The sequence below is a fragment of the Labilibaculum sp. genome (genome assembly GCF_963664555.1).
GTDB lineage: Bacteria > Bacteroidota > Bacteroidia > Bacteroidales > Marinifilaceae > Labilibaculum.
Genome location: NZ_OY761461.1, coordinates 4,616,879 through 4,635,299, shown reverse-complemented (window position 1 = coordinate 4,635,299; position 18,421 = coordinate 4,616,879). Strand labels below are relative to the sequence as shown.

17 protein-coding genes are annotated in these 18,421 nt (G+C 36.2%); 8 read left to right on the top strand and 9 right to left on the bottom strand.

Going from position 1 to position 18,421, the window contains the following annotated elements; genetic code table 11:
* Window positions 1-171: 171 nt before the first annotated feature.
* From ACKU4N_RS18490 to ybaK, 4 genes are read right to left on the bottom strand one after another with little or no spacing between them, the layout of a single operon-like run.
* Complete coding sequence (locus tag ACKU4N_RS18490) at window positions 172-1,494, bottom strand: NCS2 family permease (RefSeq protein ID WP_321318924.1); 1,323 nt, start codon at window positions 1,492-1,494, stop codon at window positions 172-174.
* Between the two features lie 27 nt (window positions 1,495-1,521).
* The gene (locus tag ACKU4N_RS18485; RefSeq protein ID WP_321318922.1) at window positions 1,522-2,175 is read right to left on the bottom strand and encodes a DUF5020 family protein; all 654 of its coding nucleotides are present in this window, start codon (window positions 2,173-2,175) and stop codon (window positions 1,522-1,524) included.
* 50 nt (window positions 2,176-2,225) lie between these two features.
* A complete protein-coding gene (locus ACKU4N_RS18480; RefSeq protein WP_321318920.1) occupies window positions 2,226-2,864 on the bottom strand; it encodes an HAD family hydrolase in 639 nt (212 codons plus the stop codon).
* Window positions 2,861-3,349, bottom strand: a complete 489-nt coding sequence (ybaK, locus tag ACKU4N_RS18475) for a Cys-tRNA(Pro) deacylase (protein ID WP_321318919.1) — start codon at window positions 3,347-3,349, stop codon at window positions 2,861-2,863. Before ybaK ends, ACKU4N_RS18480 begins: the two co-directional genes overlap by 4 nt.
* A gap of 361 nt (window positions 3,350-3,710) precedes the next feature.
* On the opposite strand from ybaK, the gene ACKU4N_RS18470 reads away from it, so the two are divergent.
* Window positions 3,711-4,616, top strand: coding sequence for an RluA family pseudouridine synthase (locus ACKU4N_RS18470; RefSeq protein WP_321318918.1), 906 nt, complete (start codon window positions 3,711-3,713; stop codon window positions 4,614-4,616).
* A gap of 2 nt (window positions 4,617-4,618) precedes the next feature.
* On the opposite strand, the gene ACKU4N_RS18465 is transcribed toward ACKU4N_RS18470, so the two are convergent.
* The 4 genes from ACKU4N_RS18465 to purE all read right to left on the bottom strand — a co-directional run bounded on the left by ACKU4N_RS18465 (window position 4,619) and on the right by purE (window position 8,816).
* On the bottom strand, window positions 4,619-5,092 hold the full coding sequence (locus ACKU4N_RS18465) for a PaaI family thioesterase (protein WP_321318916.1): 474 nt from the start codon (window positions 5,090-5,092) through the stop codon (window positions 4,619-4,621).
* Between the two features lie 62 nt (window positions 5,093-5,154).
* Entirely contained in the window at window positions 5,155-7,194 is a 2,040-nt protein-coding gene (locus tag ACKU4N_RS18460) for a helix-hairpin-helix domain-containing protein (RefSeq protein WP_321318915.1), read from the bottom strand.
* Window positions 7,195-7,203: 9 nt separating this feature from the next.
* Window positions 7,204-8,016 carry a PorV/PorQ family protein gene (locus ACKU4N_RS18455; protein ID WP_321318913.1) on the bottom strand — a complete coding sequence of 271 codons (813 nt, stop codon included), beginning with the start codon at window positions 8,014-8,016 and terminating at the stop codon, window positions 7,204-7,206.
* 293 nt (window positions 8,017-8,309) lie between these two features.
* On the bottom strand, window positions 8,310-8,816 hold the full coding sequence (gene purE / locus ACKU4N_RS18450; protein WP_321318912.1) for a 5-(carboxyamino)imidazole ribonucleotide mutase: 507 nt from the start codon (window positions 8,814-8,816) through the stop codon (window positions 8,310-8,312).
* A gap of 294 nt (window positions 8,817-9,110) precedes the next feature.
* On the opposite strand from purE, the gene hpt reads away from it, so the two are divergent.
* The 6 genes from hpt to ACKU4N_RS18420 all read left to right on the top strand — a co-directional run bounded on the left by hpt (window position 9,111) and on the right by ACKU4N_RS18420 (window position 16,680).
* Window positions 9,111-9,653 (top strand): hypoxanthine phosphoribosyltransferase, encoded by a 543-nt coding sequence (gene hpt, locus ACKU4N_RS18445; RefSeq protein ID WP_289529281.1) that lies wholly within the window; start codon window positions 9,111-9,113, stop codon window positions 9,651-9,653.
* Window positions 9,654-10,259: an adenylate kinase gene (locus ACKU4N_RS18440; protein ID WP_321318910.1), complete on the top strand. Its 606-nt coding sequence runs from the start codon at window positions 9,654-9,656 to the stop codon at window positions 10,257-10,259. It abuts the gene before it with no gap.
* A gap of 16 nt (window positions 10,260-10,275) precedes the next feature.
* Window positions 10,276-11,265, top strand: coding sequence for a GTPase ObgE (gene obgE, locus ACKU4N_RS18435; protein WP_321318908.1), 990 nt, complete (start codon window positions 10,276-10,278; stop codon window positions 11,263-11,265).
* Window positions 11,266-11,639: 374 nt separating this feature from the next.
* Window positions 11,640-13,472, top strand: coding sequence for a DNA topoisomerase IV subunit B (locus ACKU4N_RS18430; protein WP_321318907.1), 1,833 nt, complete (start codon window positions 11,640-11,642; stop codon window positions 13,470-13,472).
* Window positions 13,473-13,522: 50 nt separating this feature from the next.
* On the top strand, window positions 13,523-16,120 hold the full coding sequence (locus ACKU4N_RS18425) for a DNA gyrase/topoisomerase IV subunit A (protein ID WP_321318905.1): 2,598 nt from the start codon (window positions 13,523-13,525) through the stop codon (window positions 16,118-16,120).
* Between the two features lie 47 nt (window positions 16,121-16,167).
* Entirely contained in the window at window positions 16,168-16,680 is a 513-nt protein-coding gene (locus ACKU4N_RS18420; RefSeq protein WP_321318904.1) for a shikimate kinase, read from the top strand.
* On the opposite strand, the gene hxpB is transcribed toward ACKU4N_RS18420, so the two are convergent.
* Entirely contained in the window at window positions 16,667-17,320 is a 654-nt protein-coding gene (gene hxpB, locus ACKU4N_RS18415; RefSeq protein WP_321318902.1) for a hexitol phosphatase HxpB, read from the bottom strand. The genes ACKU4N_RS18420 and hxpB overlap by 14 nt on opposite strands.
* 168 nt (window positions 17,321-17,488) lie before the next feature.
* On the opposite strand from hxpB, the gene ACKU4N_RS18410 reads away from it, so the two are divergent.
* Window positions 17,489-18,418, top strand: coding sequence for an ATP-binding cassette domain-containing protein (locus ACKU4N_RS18410; RefSeq protein WP_321318900.1), 930 nt, complete (start codon window positions 17,489-17,491; stop codon window positions 18,416-18,418).
* Window positions 18,419-18,421: the final 3 nt, after the last annotated feature.

Below are 18,421 nucleotides of genomic sequence, written 5' to 3'. Positions count from 1 at the left end.
CTCGAAATCAAAAAAAAAACTTGCATTATTACGGTGGGGGAATGGTTGACAAGAGGATGTAATAGAATTTTGCTGTTGCTGAAACTGGTTTGATTCGATCCGGAATTTTGGCAAAAGAAAAACCCTTTCCACATAAGAGTGAAAAGGGTTTTAGAATATGAGAAACTGCGATTACTCACCAATATTATAAATGTATTTCAGTACAAATAAAAAGGCAATACAAATCATTGCAATGTTTAGTTCCTTGTAACGGCCTGTTAGTACTTTTAAGATTACATAGGAAAGCATACCGAATGCAATACCTTCTGCGATACTGTATGCAAGAGGCATCATAATCATGGTAAGGAAAGCCGGAATGAATTCTGAGTAATCATCAAAGTTGATTTTTGTGATTGGACTCATCATGAAAATACCGATGATTACAAGAACTGATGAACTGGCAGCCGCAGGAATCATTGTGAAAAGTGGTGTGAAGAATAAGGCCAGGAAGAACATGAATGCCACAACCAATGAGGTCATACCTGTTTTTCCACCTTCAGCTACACCGGCAGCACTTTCAACGTAAGTTGTTACAGTTGATGTGCCCAATACTGCACCTACAGTAGTACCAATAGCATCGGCAAAAAGAGCTTGTTTAACGCGGGGTACTCTTCCTTCTTCATCCAAAAGATTTGCTTTTGAAGATACACCTACAAGAGTTCCGACAGTGTCGAACATATCTACAAAAAGGAAAACGAATAGGATAGAAACAAATTTCCATGAAAGCACCTCTTCAAATCCTACAAATTTGAAAAAGATAGGCTCTAATGATGGAGGAAGACTTACAATACCACCATCTTTAGGAAGACTTGTAACGTCTATTCCTGGAATCAATCCAACTGCAGTTACAGCCAGAAGACCAATTAAAATTGAACCTTTAACATTGCGAACCAAAAGCAGGCCAATAACAATGATACCTAAAATACAAAGCAATGCCCCTGCAGAATGAAGATTTCCTAAATGAACAGGAACTCCTTGTCCCTGCACAATAATTGCAACATCTTTATGCGCTAATCCGATAAAAGCAATAAACAAACCAATACCTACCGAAATGGCGTGTTTGATGTTGGTTGGGATTGAATTGATAATGGCTTCGCGCACATTAAAGAAAGTAAGCAAAAGGAAAATGATACCTTCAGCAAATACAGCTGTAAGTGCCAATTGCCAACTACATCCCATTACACCGCAAACAGTGAACGCGAAAAATGCATTTAGTCCCATTCCCGGAGCCAAAGCAAAAGGAAGTTTAGCAACCAAAGCCATAACTAATGTAGCAATTACTGCAGATAATGCAGTTGCAGTCATTACAGCACCATAATCCATTCCTGCAACGGAGAGAAAGTATGGATTTACAGCCAAAATATAGGCCATTGTAGCAAATGTGGTTAAACCTGCGACAATCTCTGTCTTCATGTTTGAACCTTGCCCTGTGATATTAAAAAACTTATCTAACATGATTGTTTGTTTTTAATTCGGTTTGAATTAGAAATTCCATTTTACAGCTAAAGTAGGACGAACTTTAAAATCGTCACCGGCAAAATTGTTAGAGATTTCAATTTCACTACCAAGAGATAAGTTTTTAGAAACGTTGTACCAAATCTGAGGCTCAGTTAAGAATACAGTGTCATCAGATAAACCGTTTTCAGTCCAAAGATCTGCAAATCCTGAGAAAGTCATTTTACCTTCTAAGAAGTTTACATACCAGGTTCCAGTGATTTGGAAGTTAGCCTCGTCAGCATTTTTAATTGCTTTGTAACCTGCATAAGTTGAGAATCCAGATTTTGCACCACCTTTTGCATAGTTTAAACCTAAAATCCATGCGTTGTTAATTGTGTACCCAAAATCTCCAATTGGAGTTTCTGCATTTCCAACACCACCATTGTATTCAATGTGAATACCGAAAGGCATTTTTTCTGTCTTAAAAACACGGGCAATCTCAAAATAACCTTGGTTGATTCCATTTTCTGCATCGTAATCAAAATCTACGAAAGTAAAAGTGTTACCCCATTTGTCCATTTTAAACATTTCGAAAGTAGAGGTGAATTGATTACGGTCTAAATCGCGGTGCAACTGAAAGTTTTGCGCATTAACTGCGAAGGAAGCCAGAATAGCAAAGATTACAAGTAATTTTTTCATCTTAAAATGATTGTTTAGTTTTAAAAATAGTAGTTACTAAAAATGGTTGTTTAATTCTTTATAATATCGTTAAGATGATTGACCACAATGGGGCAACCTGTCTGTTTTAATTTTGTAATAGATTGATGTCCTGCGGCAATTAATATACAATTACAGCCTAATTCCTGAGCTACCTCGTAGTCGTGCGTCGTGTCACCTAATAGGCAGACATCCTTTGCACTTAGCTGGTGATTTTCGATCATTTTTATTCCGTTCTTAATTTTCGAACTGGCGTAAATATTATCAATGCCTGAAATTTCGGAGAAAAAATTGCTGATATTTTCATTTGCAACCGAAGCATTCAGCATGTTTTGTTCCATTGCCGACAGGATAAATTGTTTTTTACCCAAAGACGAAAAATGGGAAAGAAGTTGAATGGCTTCAGGAAAGATACTTGATTCGGGCAATAAGGATTTGTAATTGGATATAAATTCTTTTGCTGTACAATCCCAATCTTCTTTTTCAAAATCGAATCCAACAGATTCGTAATATTTTTTTACCGGAAAAGTAAAAACATCTCTATAACTTTCCTGACTTAATACGGGAAGTTTTCTCTTTATCAGCATTTGGTTGATACTTTTAAGTCCTATCGACAGATCATCCAAAAGTGTTCCGTTGTAATCCCAAATAATCGCTTTGCTTTTTATCATGTAGTTTGGGATTTTAAGGTAGATATTGCTCCGGTTGCGGCACCTGATATTTTTAATAAATCATGTGGATTTAGCTTTAGTTGTTTGCCTCTGATGCCGGCACTAATTAAAATATAATCAAGCTTAAGAGCACTAAGATCCATAAAAATCGGGTAATCTTTTTTCATTCCCAGCGGAGAACAGCCACCCCGAATATAGCCTGTAAGTTCCTGAATGTTTTTCATGGGAACCATTGCACATTTTTTATTGCCGCTAAGAGTTGCGAATGCTTTAAGATTTAGTTCGGAGGCTCCGGGAATACAAGCAATAGTTGTTCCTGTTTTATCTCCGGTAAGGACAAGTGTTTTGAAGATAAATTGAATATGCTGACCTGTTTTTTCGGCTACACGTTCGGCTCCCAATTCTATTGGATCCACATCGTAATCGATAATTTCGTATTCAATTTTTGCCCGATCTAAAATGCGGGCAGCATTTGTCTTCTTCATCCTTTTGTTTTTTGGCCAGTTAAAAAAACAATTGCTTTTTTACTGGAAACTACCAGTTTCCCAGATGATGCCTTTATAATAAGGCGCAAAAGTAGTAAAATTTTTAAATTTCAAAATTAAAAACTTTTTTGTCTTCCCATTGAAATACTGACTTTTGTCAGAAACAAAGGTTTGCAGGAGGAAATAATATTATTGTTTTAATTTGTTAAAAATTAAAATTACATGCTGAAGTTATAGTAAATCAAGTGTTTGAACTGTATGTTACAGAATAATGACAATTTTTTATTGAGTGTTGATCTAAGGCAAATACTGTCCTGATTTTGTTTTATCTTTCAGGTATAGAAACTTAAACTAAATTATTGTGAAAGTAATCGAAACGCATGTTGTTCCTGAGAGTATAGGCGATATTCGTTTGCAGGATTATGCTCCTTCTGTTTTTGTTTCAATTTCATCTCATCAAGGGATGAAAAAGGCGATAAAGAAGGGGATGGTTCTGGTGGATGGTGTTGTTGCAAAAACTGGGTTTTGGGTAGAATCAGGCCAGCGAATAGACCTGTGCGATTTGGAATTGCCTCCTGCAAAGGTATTTGAATTGGAGCTCGAGGTTATTTATGAAGATGAACATATTGCTGTGATTAATAAACCTGCTGGAGTTTCGGTAAGCGGGAATCTATATCGATCCATTCAAAATGCATTGCCTTTTAATCTGAAATTGTCATCATGTATGGATGCATTACCCGTTTTCCGTCCTGTTCACCGTCTTGATAAACCAACTTGTGGTCTCTTGTTAATAGCAAAAACATCTCAGGCAATTGGTGGCTTAGGAGCGCAATTCGAAAATAGAACTATCAGCAAACAATATACAGCTGTGGTTATAGGCAGTTTGCCTGATAAAGGAAAAGTTGATATGCCTGTTGATGGTAAGGATTCGATTAGTTCGTTTCAGGTAATTAAAAGAAATAAGTCGATTCGTAACCAGTCCTTAAATATGGTTCATTTGTTTCCAAAAACAGGAAGAACTCATCAGTTGAGAATTCACATGGCAGGAATGGGAACTCCAATTTTGGGCGATAAATTATATGGAAGTGAAGGTGATATTTTGCGCAGGAAAGGGTTGTTCCTGTGCGCAACAGGGCTTCATTTTCATCATCCGTTTACCAACGAGATTATGAATATTTCAATTGATCCACCTTATAAATTCGGGAGGTTTATGGAGATGGAAGAAAAACGATGGAAGAGATGCAAAGAAGATCTTAATGTTGTATAATTCTATTCGTAAAATGATTCTATTCCTGGGTATCCGAATTTTTTACGAGCCATCTCAGCAGGAAATATCATATACTGTACGTCGGCTTCAGAGCAAACTTTTCCATTTTCATCCAATATTTCAGCATGAATGTTCGCAAATTTCTTTTCTTGAGAAATCAATTGAGCCCGTACTGTCAGCAATCCTTTATCTGTAAAAGCAGCGTTTCTGAATTTTGCATTTAAGGCTGTGGTTACTCCACTGGTTTGGCATTTTACAAATATTACCCAGCAAGCAATTTCATCGAGAATGGCAGTTTGAATTCCTCCGTGTAATATGTTTTTGAATCCAGATAAATGAGCTTTTGGATCCCACTTCGAGATAATGAAATCACCATCTTCTAAGAATTCCATTTGCAGGCCTTGTTTGTTTTTTGGAGAGCAGCCAAAGCAGTTTCCATTTTCTGTTTCGATATAAGGATTGATTATTTTTTTCATGATTTTTGATTTTCGGATTCGAATGTAAGAAAGGATTTTTGATTTTGAAATTATTGTAATCCTTAAAAGCGGCATTTGAGTAATAATTTGATTTCTGATTTAGTGTCACCAATTATTTCCGAGTTTGCAGAACCAATACTTGATCGGTTTGAATATTTAGTTTGCGCATATTTCACATATACTTTAAAATTTTGATTCAATTCCCAGTTAAAGTTGAAATAAAAGCGTGTTCCTTTTAAGTAATAGGCAGGAACAGAGTAGGCATAAAGAATATCATTTTCGTACGCGTAAATTCCCGAATTAAAGGATTCTGTGTCGAATAAAGCGTAACGAAGATTCAGGGAAATAGGTTTGTTGGAAAAGTGATAGATTAAATCCTGATATAGCAGATAACCACTTTCACTTACTTTTTCTTTTTGGTAATTCGCAATTTCAATTCGGTTTCTTATTTCCCAATTCTCATTCATTTTTGCAGATAAATGCAGACGGTACTGATTTTTCTTCTGATTTACAAGACTTTTAATAATGCTTGAATTGTTGTTTTCGGGTTTACTTTCTTGTTTGTATCTAAAATAAACCGAAACTGAATTGTTTGGTGTGAATTCGAGTTGTGAGAAATATTCATGGCCTTCGCTGGGCGAGTTGGCTGAATATCTTAGCCAGGGGAATTTAAATTGATCGTAATAAGCCTTTATAGTCCATTTTGGATACGGATGAAATTCAACTCCCATGTAAAAACCTTCTTCGTTTTGAGTTTTATTTTGTTCTGCAAAGGCATTTGAAAATACTGCGTGATAATCAGGATCGTATTTTCGATAGATCAGCTCAAAGTTTAGCTGTGGGTGAGCCTGTATATTTGCTCCTTGCAAAAGTGCTCTGCCCCCTGATTTACTTTGTGCAATTTCTCCGTATAAGTGTATCGATCGAAATTGAGTTTCGTAGTAAAAACTGATATTACGGTTGTCATTGCTCTTAAAACCGTAATAATTATAAATGGCATCTGTTCCTCTTATTTCCGGCGAGTATTTAGATTGCAGGAATGATATTCCCATCTCGATTTTATTCAAGTTGGTTGATAGATAGGATCCCAGCACCATTTCTTCCAGATTGTGCTTCTTGCTAAATTCGGTATGGTTTCGATGGAATCCGGTGTTGATGATGCTGGATATGAATGATTTCGTTGAATCTGAATCAAGACTGCCGTCCTTCTTTTTGTAAGAAGCAAATAGTGCAAGCTTCACATTTTTAATAGGTTCCAGCAGTATCGATATTCCTCGATGGAATTGATTTTCATCGGTAGATTTGTAGCTTTTTATTCCTTGAGATTTAAACGCATTATGAGTTGTTAAGGAGGATTTTCCACTGCCCAATCCAGACCAAAGGCTCAGTCCTTGTCCAAATTTAACCTGATAATCACCCAGATTTACTTGCCTCACAATTCCTTCGGAATTGTATTGAATGTAAGCAGAGTAAAAGTCGAAGCCATTCTTATTTTCTCCTTCAAAAAATGGTTCCCCTTTGTCTTTTTCCGAGGTGAATCCAAAAGAAATTTTATTTTCAGGAGATGTATATTGGTAGCGTGTGTAGTATTTCCATGGGTTTCCAATGTATCTTGAATTTGCATTTTCAGTAGTGTATCCTTTTTCTTCCTCAATTGTTCTTTCTGATTTTAGAAGCAGAATATGCTTTGCTTTCTTTCGGGTGTTTAGTGTGTCTTGTGATGTCTGTTTTAGGCTAACAAAAGGGGCAATGTTTCGAATCATTTCAGATGAAAATCCTGGAATCAGCTGTAATTCATAAAGACTAAATATTTGTCCTGTACTTTTTCGGTACTTAATGAAATTGTTGATTTGATTTTTGTTGAGAATAAGGAGTTTGTTCAGATCACTTTCATTCGCACTATTTAGATTTATTGGATCAATTAAAAGGATGTTTAATTCGTCAAGCAGATTTGAGTAGTCTAATTCTTCTTCGCTTTGTTCTGCAATTGCTTCAATTAAATTTTCAATTAAATCATTCTGTGATACTGTATTCTGTGATCTGGCGATCAGCGCAGAACACAGTAAACAAAAGAGTGTTATTGTTTTTTTTGAGAAAATCATATGCAGAAACTAAAAGGATATGTTGATATCAGCCGAAGGAGAGCAACCCAATACCGGATGTCGGGAAAATGAAATATTGGCTTTTATAATTTTAAAAGAAAATCCCATTCCCATGCTGATCGAATTCGGATGATTGTAAACGCCGGCCCGTAAGGATATCATTTCTGTTATTCCGTATTCAATGCCGAATTTGGTTCTCATTTCAGAATCCAAATCCTTTTCAATTTCAGAAGTAATAACGGTTTGATCGGATAGCTTCCAGGAAAAACCAAACCTGGCAATACAGGGAATTTCATCTTCATAGTCAACAGTCGTAAAATTTGTTTGACTTGGGTTGAAAATATGAAAGCCTAAGTGAATATCAGGGAGTATTTCTGCAAGAATTCCTGCTTCAAATGTGTATTTACTTTGTGATCCGTAGGATTCATTTAATTCTTTTCGGATTTGGTCAAATTGCAGACCTGCCCAAAAGTGTTTTCCTAAAGAACGTGAATATGCGATGCCAATTTTTGATTCTTTATAAAGATTAAAGCCAAACTGCTTATAGGTCATACTGAAAGTGCCAAGCTTTGTGGGATAGTTAAAATGAAAAGCTTTTGTGCTTAATTCTTTTGTTTCAAATCGGTTTTCGTAGTAGGCACCAAAGGATTTTTTATTCAATTTAGCTAATATTGCCTGATTGTGAAAACCGGACCAAATATCCAATAATGCAACACTGGAATTTCCCATTGCATGCGAGCGGGCACCAGCTAAATGATTTTCATTCGATGCGAATAAATGAATTGGCAGTAAAAGAAGAAAAAGCAGATGTGTTTTTTTCATTTAGATAGTATTGTCTAAATCATAGAATGAATAAACAAACATTTTTCTTCTTATGATGGCTATCGGTTTTTAAGAGGATTATAATGTGTTTATGCCATAACAACTATGAAATAGTATTATTGTTGAAAATTCTAATTGTTCCGTATTATCTGAAAATAGTTAATTGTTTGTGTGTTAATATAAATTGAATTGCTTTAACGCTAAACAAAATTAAATCAGTATTAAATGTAATAAAAAACCACAACACATAATTATGTGTTGTGGTTTTGTTTTGAAATTTTTTATTTTGTTTTCTAGTTGGTCTTGAATTCGTATTTGATAGAAGATAATTCTTCGTTCGCTTTTACGATTTTTTCTTTAAGACTTTCTTTAAATGCGATAACCTTCTTTTGTAATTCGCTATCGCCAATAGCAAGCATTTGTCCCGCAAGAATACCTGCATTCATTGCACCATTAATACCAACCGTCGCAACAGGAATTCCCGGAGGCATTTGTGCAATACTTAAAAGGGCATCCATACCATCCAAGGATGCATTGATTGGCACTCCAATCACAGGAACAGGAGTCATTGCGGCAATTACACCAGGCAGGTGTGCTGCCATTCCAGCACCTGCAATAACGGCTTTTATTCCACGATCGAATGCTCCTTTGGCAAATTTCTCAACTTCTTCAGGTGTTCTGTGAGCAGATAATGCATGAATCTCGAAAGGGATTTTGAAGTCGTTTAAGACTTTGGCGGCTTTTTCCATAACCGGAAGGTCGGATGTACTTCCCATTATGATACTTACTTTTGCTTTCATATGGTTTTATTCGTGGATTTGGTAAATAAAATGACAAAAAATTGTACTTTTGCAGCAAAAATTAAGGAATTGTTTTAATTCCAATGTTGCTTGCATCGCTGACTATTTTTTCAAACGTAAAATTGAAAAAAAAATATGTATGTAGCACTGTGGAATTGGAACATTTTTTATTTCTGTTTTTTTAGAGTGAGACATATTTATTTTACGATATTTTAGGGCATTGCCTTAAACGCCCGATATTTCAAGGGAAATCTTGTTGGGGGAAATCGGACAACTAAGACAAAAATTGAATCAATGAAAACTGTAAAACTTCTGGATCGAGAATTTAGAGTGTCTATTCCTTCTGAGGATATTGACAATGTAATTGCTAAAATGGCTGAAAAAATGAATAAGGATCTTGCTGGGACAAATCCGTTATTTATTTGTATTTTAAATGGTTCTTTCATGTTCGCATCGGATTTGATGAAGCAGATAACTGTTGAAAATGCTCAGATTACATTTATGAGATTGTCTTCATACGATGGAATGGGAACAACTGGTAAGGTGAAAAAATTAATGGGTTTTACAGAAGATTTAAAAGACAGAACGGTTGTGTTGCTGGAAGATATTGTTGATACAGGAATTACAATCACAAATACACTGGAACAAATTAAAGATTACGAAGCAAAAGAAGTTTTGATTGCAACTATGTTGTTCAAGCCAGATGCTTTGATTCGTGATGTGAAATTAAATTACGTAGGTATGGAAATACCAAATGATTTTATTGTTGGAAGAGGATTGGATTACGATGGAATGGGTAGAAACCTTCCGGATGTGTATACTGTAATTGAAAAGTAAATGTTGAACATTGTTTTGTTTGGACCTCCTGGTTCGGGAAAAGGAACTCAATCTAAGTTGTTGCAGAAAAAATATGGGTTGATTCACCTTTCTACAGGTGATGTGTGCAGGGAAGAAATTAAGCTGGCAACACCCGAAGGATTGGAAGCAAAAAGATTGATTGATGGAGGGAATTTTTTTCCGGATAAATTAGCTTATCGAATTGTTGAGAAATTTTTAGACAGCAATATCGAAGCAAAGGGTTTTGTATACGATGGCATGCCGCGTCACGAAGGTCAGATTGAGGTTTTTGACGGGATGCTTGCTAAACGGGACAGTGTTGTTGATCTGGTTATTGAATTAAAAGTGGAAGAAGAAGAGTTAATTCAACGACTTTTAAAAAGAGGCGAATCATCTGGCAGACCGGATGATGGAGGAAGGGAAGTAATTGAAAAACGCCTTCGGATTTATGAAAATGTTACTGCTCCAATTGCAAAGCGGTATAAAGAAAAGGGAGTGTATCACTCTCTCGATGCAATAGGATCATTAGAAGATGTACTTGAACGAATTAGCTTATTGCTGGAGAAATGTTTAACGGGACAATTGGTTCCTGTTAAAGTACAATAGATTAAAAAAATATATTATGGCTGGGTCTAATTTTGTTGATTACGTAAAAATATTTTGTCGTTCAGGTGCCGGAGGTGCCGGGTCAACTCACCTTTTTAGGGATAAGTTGACAATGACTGGTGGACCGGATGGTGGTGATGGTGGCCGAGGAGGACATGTTATCATACGTGCAAATAAGCAACTTTGGACTTTGGTGCATTTAAAATATAGTCGTCACGTCTTTTCTGGCGATGGTGGCGATGGTGGTCAGAGTAGAAGTACGGGTAAAGAAGGAGAAGATAAGGTGATTGAGGTGCCATTGGGTACAGTTGCCCGTGATGCTGAAACTGGCGAAGTTATTTTTGATGTGACTGAAGATGGTGAAGAGAAAATCTTAGTGAAAGGTGGTCGTGGAGGTCTGGGGAACTGGAATTTCAGATCTTCAACAAATCAAACACCTCGTTATGCCCAAAGCGGAGAAGAACGAGTTGAACGACCTGTAATATTAGAATTAAAGGTTCTTGCAGATGTTGGTTTAGTTGGTTTCCCTAGTGTGGGTAAATCTACTTTGCTTTCTGTAGTATCTGCAGCTAAGCCTAAAATTGCAGATTATCCTTTTACCACATTGGTTCCTAATTTAGGGATTGTGTCTTACCGGGATAATCGCTCATTTGTAATGGCAGATATCCCAGGTATTATTGAAGGTGCACATGAAGGGCGTGGACTCGGTTTGCGGTTTTTACGACACATTGAGCGAAATTCTGTTCTTCTGTTTATGGTAGCTGCCGATAGCGACGACATTCATAATGAATACAAAATTCTGTTGAACGAACTAAAACAGTTTAATCCGGAACTTCTGGACAAACAGCGTTTGCTGGCAATTACAAAATCTGATATGTTGGATCAGGAGTTGATTGATGAGATGAAACAGGATTTGCCTGAAATACCGCATGTTTTTATTTCTTCAGTGGCTCAAAAAGGACTTGCCGAATTAAAAGATATGCTTTGGAAAGCTATTAATCAGTAAGCTTTAATAGCATTAAATAATTTACGGCTTCTTTCTTCATTTACTGATGAGAAAGAAGCTTTTTTACATCAGGAATTTTGCTTTGTTTTCGATTCTTCCAGTGCTTGATTCCTTTATTCTGTTGTCTTTCTTTGATTTAGAAGAACTAAAAAAAAAGCAATCGTCAATGTGTTTGAGTTTTTTAGATTGAATTTTATTTGTGTTTGTTCTGAATTACCAGGTGTTGTAATATCTTTTTTCGTTGATTTTTAGGGAAATAGGAATGGCTTTATTTCTGGAATATTGCTTTAAGTAAGGGCATTTCAACAGGCTGTTGATAAACTACTTCCTAACGAATGGTTCTTTTAACTATATTTGTAAAAACGCGATTTTTCATGACTGCAAAATATTCTGAAGACTCAATCCGCACATTAGATTGGAAAGAACACATTCGCAAACGCCCTGGTATGTATATCGGGAAACTTGGCGATGGATCTTCTCATGATGACGGTATTTATATTTTATTGAAAGAAGTAATTGATAACTCAATTGATGAGTTTGCTATGGGAGTGGGCAAATCAATCGAAGTTAGTATTACAGACAGGAACGTAACTGTTCGTGATTTTGGCCGGGGTATTCCCTTAGGGAAGTTAATTGATGTAACTTCCAAAATGAATACTGGAGCAAAATACGATTCTGAAGTATTTAAAAAATCCGTAGGTCTTAATGGAGTGGGGATAAAGGCCGTAAATGCCTTGTCCGATCAGTTCATTATTGAATCTTTTCGCGAAGGAGAGGTTAAGAAAGCTGTTTTCTCAAGAGGTGTTCTTGTTGAGGAAAATGAAATTCAGCCTACCGAGGAAAAAAATGGTGTGAGAATCGTTTTTCATCCTGACGAGGAGTTGTTTTTAAATTATCGGTTTATTTCTGAATATATTGAAACGTTGCTTAAAAACTACGTTTATCTAAACGCAGGACTGTCTATTTACTTTAATGGTCAAAGATTCTTTTCGAAAAATGGATTGCTTGATCTTTTGAATGAGAATATGAATTCGGAAGGATTATATGATATCATTCATTTGAAAGGTGAGGATATCGAAGTTGCTATGACCCATGGCAGACAGTATGGGGAAGAGTACTATTCTTTTGTAAACGGACAGCATACAACGCAAGGGGGAACTCACCTTGCTGCATTTAGAGAGGCCTTGGTGAAAGGGATTCGGGATTTCTTTAAAAAGGATTTTGATACATCAGATATCAGGACTTCTATTATATCAGCAATTAGTATTAAAGTACAGGAGCCGGTTTTTGAATCACAAACGAAAACAAAATTGGGCTCTAAAGATATAGGTCCGGAAGGACCGTCCGTTCGGAATTTTATCATGGATTTCGTGACTTCTAATTTGGATAATTATCTGCATAAAAACCCAAGTGTAGCCGAGGCTATTCTCCAGAAAATTATTGAGTCAGAAAAAGAACGAAAGGCCATTTCCGGCATTAAAAAAATTGCCAAAGAACGAGCAAAAACGGCTAGCTTACACAATAAAAAATTACGTGATTGCCGGGTTCATTTCGATTCCAAACACGAACAAAAATCAGAAGCGTCTCTTTTTATTACTGAGGGAGATTCGGCTAGCGGATCTATTACCAAATCTCGTGATGTAAACACACAGGCTGTTTTTAGCTTAAAAGGGAAACCTTTAAATACATATGGATTAACGAAAAAGATTGTTTACGAGAATGAAGAATTCAATCTGTTACAGGCTGCCTTAAACATCGAGGATGGATTGGAAGGTTTACGTTATAACAATGTGATTATTGCAACCGATGCCGATGTAGATGGGATGCATATTCGCTTGCTGTTGATTACTTTCTTTTTGCAATTTTTTCCTGATATCGTTCGAAGCGGACATTTGTACATTTTACAAACACCGCTGTTTCGTGTCCGGAATAAGAAAACAACTCACTATTGTTACTCCGAAGAGGAAAGAGTGAAGGCAATGAAAAGTGTAGGCGCTAATCCTGAAATAACCAGATTTAAAGGTTTAGGAGAGATTTCGCCGAGTGAATTTAAGCATTTTATAGGCAAAGACATCAGGCTTGATCCTGTTGTAATGAAGAAAGATGATTCTGTTTCAGACATGTTGGAATTCTACATGGGAAAAAATACTCCTCTGCGGCAAGAATTTATCATCGGTAATCTTCATGTTGAAAGAGATGAGGTCTAAGCAAGTTTCATCAATCGATTTATTAGAACTAAATAAACCCAAATACCTCTATGAATAACGACGAGACAAATGGTATGGAAATCCCAGAGGAAATGGCTAATGATTTGAATGGCGTGCACTCCGAAGCAATGAGGAATGTGACATATCTTTCCGGGATGTATCAAAATTGGTTTCTGGATTATGCATCCTATGTGATTTTAGAACGAGCTGTACCTTATGTAAATGATGGGTTAAAGCCTGTTCAGCGAAGAATTTTGCATGCCATGAAGCAACTGGATGATGGGCGATACAATAAGGTAGCCAATATTATTGGTAACACCATGCAGTATCATCCTCATGGAGATGCTTCAATTGGAGATGCGCTGGTTCAGCTGGGACAAAAAGATTTGTTGATTGACATGCAGGGAAACTGGGGGAATATCCTTACCGGTGATTCTGCTGCCGCACCAAGATATATTGAAGCACGTTTATCCAAATTTGCTTTGGAGGTTCTTTTTAATCCAAAAACAACTAATTGGAAACAATCTTACGACGGGCGTAACAAAGAACCAATTACGCTTCCGGTAAAATTTCCATTATTATTGGCGCAAGGGGTAGAAGGTATTGCAGTTGGACTGGCATCCAAAATTTTACCACATAATTTCAACGAATTAATTGATGCTTGTGTGTCCTACCTAAGTGGTGAGGAGTTTGAACTTTATCCGGATTTCCCAACAGCTGGATTGGTTGAAGTAAGCCGTTACAATGATGGTTTGCGTGGTGGTGCAGTAAAAGTGAGAGCTAGAATTGAAAAGTTCGATAACCGAACTCTTAAAATTACTGAAATTCCATTTGGAAAAACAACGTCAAGCGTAATTGAATCCATTATCAAAGCAAATGATAAAGGAAAGATCAAGATCAAAAAAATTGACGACAATACGGCTGAATTTGTTGAGATTCAGATTCATTTGGCCAATGGAATTTCTTCCGATAATACCATTGATGCTCTTTATGCTTTTACAGATTGTGAAATTTCTATTTCACCCAATGCATGTATTGTAGAGAATGATAAACCGAAATTTATTGGAGTTGCTGAAATTTTAAGACGCGCTGCCGATAATACGGTTGCTTTACTGAAGCTGGAGCTTGAAATACGAAAAAATGAACTCGAAGAATCATGGCATTATGCTTCTTTGGAGCGAATTTTTATTGAAAACAGAATCTATCGGGACATTGAGGAGTGTGAAAGCTGGGAAGAGGTAATCCAAACTATCGATACTGGATTAAAACCTTTTACGGGAAACTTAATGCGCGCCGTAACCCGCGATGATGTTGTGCGGTTGACTGAGATTAAAATTAAAAGAATTTCTAAATTCGATATTAATAAAGCCAAGGATTTTATTCAATCTATTGAAGATGAGATTGCGGAAATTGAAGTTCATTTGGCAAATATTATTCCTTTCACAATCAGGTATTATAAATCCATAAAGAAGAAATATGGAATTGGGCGTGAAAGAAAAACTGAAATTAGAAGTTTCGAAAATATTGTAGCAACCAAAGTAGTGGTTGCCAACGAAAAATTATACGTTAACAGAGAGGAAGGCTTTATTGGAACCGGTCTGAAGAAGGATGAGTATATCTGCGATTGTTCTGATATTGATGATATTATTGTGATTAGGAAAGACGGTACTTATTTTGTGACCAAAGTAGCTGATAAGTGTTTTGTTGGAAAGAATTTGTTGCATATAGCAGTATTTGGTAAGAATGATAAGAGAACGATTTATAATGTAGCTTATCGGGATGGCAAGGGCGGAAACTCTTACGTAAAACGTTTTTCGGTAACCAGCATTACCCGTGACAAGGAGTATGATATCACCAAATCTACAGATGGTTCACGAATTCTGTATTTTAGTGCGAATCCAAATGGTGAGGCTGAAGTTATTCGTGTTGTTTTAAAACCAAAGGCTCGTTTGAAAAAAACAGTATTTGAATTTGATTTTGCGGAATTGGCTGTTAAAGGACGTGCTTCAATGGGGAATATACTATCCAGAAATGACGTTCATAAGATCACTCTGAAACAAGAAGGAGTTTCTACTTTAGGAGGAAGAAAAATATGGTTTGACCCTGATGTTTTGCGTATAAATACAGATCAAAGAGGTGATTTTATTGGCGAATTTACAGGTGATGATAAGATTCTTGTTGTAACAAGAGCATCCTCATTTCATTTTACGAGCTTCGATTTAAGCAATCACTATCCTGATAATATCAGTATTATTGAAAAATATGACGATGAAAAGATTTGGTCTGCTGTGTTTTTTGATGCCGATCAGGACTATTATTACCTGAAACGTTTTACCATGGAAGGAAATGGCAAAGAGGTAAGTTTCTTAGGTGAGAATCCTGAAAATAGACTGGTTTGCTTAACCGATGAGCAATATCCAAGATTCGAAATTTCATATGGTGGTAAAAATGCAGACCGGCCTAATGAAATTGTAGATGGAAATGAGTTTATTGGTGTGAAATCATACAAAGCAAGAGGGAAAAGATTATCTATTTACGAAGTTTCTGAAATCAAAGAAATAGAGCCTTTGCAACGCGAAGAGGAGAATGAAAATATTGAAGGTGTTGAGGTTGATGTAGATGATAACACTGAAAATAATCAGGATTAATTTCTTTTTCAGCGAATTGTTATGCTTCACTTATTTTAAATTTTGCAATGAAGATTTTTTTGATTGGATATATGGGGTGTGGTAAATCACGCTGGGGTAAGATTATTGCGGCCCATTATGGTTTTCATTTTGTTGATCTTGATACTCTGATTGAAGAGAGAGAGAAGTTAACGATCCCGAAAATCTTCGAAAAATTTGGAGAGTCTGGTTTTCGGCAACGGGAGCATGATGCTTTGAAATCAATTTTCGAAGCTGAAAATCTTATTGTAGCTACAGGGGGCGGAGCTCCTTGTTTTAATAACAATATGGAGGAGATGAATCGATTGGGGGTTACCTTGTTTATCGAATGCAGTCCTTTATTGCTTCGGGAGCGAATTACCAACTCCGATAGCGAGCGTCCTTTAGTGAAAAATTTTTCTCAGGATGAATTACTTGACTACATAACAAGGCATTTGAAGTTCAGGATGCCTTATTATGAAAAGTCACAGTACAAAATGGTCTCTGGTAATTTGGAATTAGATGATTTTACAGCAATTCTGGATCCAGTTATAAATTCTTAAGTTGAGGAATCTCAAAATCATTCAAACTATCAAGAACTTTATTTGCGATTACAAATTTATTGAGGTTAAAGGCATCTTTCTCAGGAACCGCAATACATTTCATGCCTGCCGCAAGAGCGGAGATTACACCATTTAATGAGTCCTCGAAAACCAGGCATTCTGATGGGGGAATGCCGAGTAATTCAGCCGTTGTAATAAAAACCTGTGGATGTGGTTTTCCATATTTTTCAAATTCGGCCGAATGAACCACTTCGAAATAATCATGAAGCTGCAGTTTTTCTAAAACCGCTGAGATAATTTTCATTTTGGAGGATGAAGCAAGTCCAATTTTAAAGGAAGCCTGCTGTAAAATCTCCAGAGTCTTATTCACGCCATCCAAACAAGTTCCTTTTTCCAAGACCAAACGAATAACATTTTCAACAATATCTTCTGTAACCTTTTCTTTTGAAACATGATTCCAAGGCATCATTTTGTGCATTATTTCAACTATCTCATCTATTCTTTTTCCCATGAACTGTTCAAACATTTTGTTATTTACATCAAGTCCAAGTGATGAGAATACCTTTGTTTCGCTCTCCTGCCAGAATGGTTCTGAGTTTATCAAAAGACCATCCATATCAAAAATAATTGCTTTAATCATATTTTTATTGTGTATTTGAGCTGTAAAAATACTTAATTTCATTAAATGACAGAAAAGGCAGCCAGCCCATCTGATTATTTACTGTTAATAATTGTTAAATCGATAACAGTTCAGTTAGATAGATGACCTTTTTTCTAAATTTGTTAGATACAATTAGATTTTTCTTATATGGATATTGTTGTTGAACATCTAACCAAAAGATACGGTCCTCAAAAGGCTGTTGATAATGTATCTTTTCGTGTGAAAGCTGGAGAGGTTTTGGGTTTTCTGGGTCCAAACGGAGCAGGAAAAACGACTACTATGAAAGCAATCGCGTGTTTTATTAAACCTGAAGAAGGAGATGTATTGGTTGGTGGTTATTCTATTCATGATCATCCCGAAATCATTAAGAAGAATATTGGATATTTGGCCGAAAATAATCCTTTGTATCAGGAAATGAACATCATTGATTTTCTGGAGTTCATTGCTAAAATTCACGGGATACCAAAATATCTTATTCCTGAAAGGATATTGGATATGATTCGGACTTGTGGTTTGGAAGGGGAAAAGCATAAATTAATTGGTGAGCTGTCAAAAGGTTATCAGCAAAGAGTTGGATTGGCGCAGGCTTTAATTCATGATCCGGATATACTAATTCTCGATGAGCCAACTACAGGGCTTGATCCAAATCAGATTGTAGAGATTCGGGAGCTTATTAAGCGTATTGGAAAAGAAAAAACGGTTATTTTAAGTTCTCATATTTTAGCGGAGGTTGAGGCTACTTGTGATCGTATTTTAATTATTAATAATGGTAGAATTGTAGTGGATGGGACTGCCGAAGAATTAAGGAAGCAGGCCCAGGGAAATGAGATCTTAAAATTGGGAGTACAAGGGGGAAATATTGATTATATCTTTAAATCTTTATTTGAGATAGAAACGATCGATTCTATTGATATTATTGATGTTGATAAGCAATTGTTTGAAATTCAGTCTTTACCCAATACTACATCAGTTAAAGCAATATTTAATACATGTGTTCAAAATAATTATTACATTACTGAGTTGACACCTACAGAAACAAAACTGGAGGATATATTTCGGGAATTAACCCTTCGTTAGATC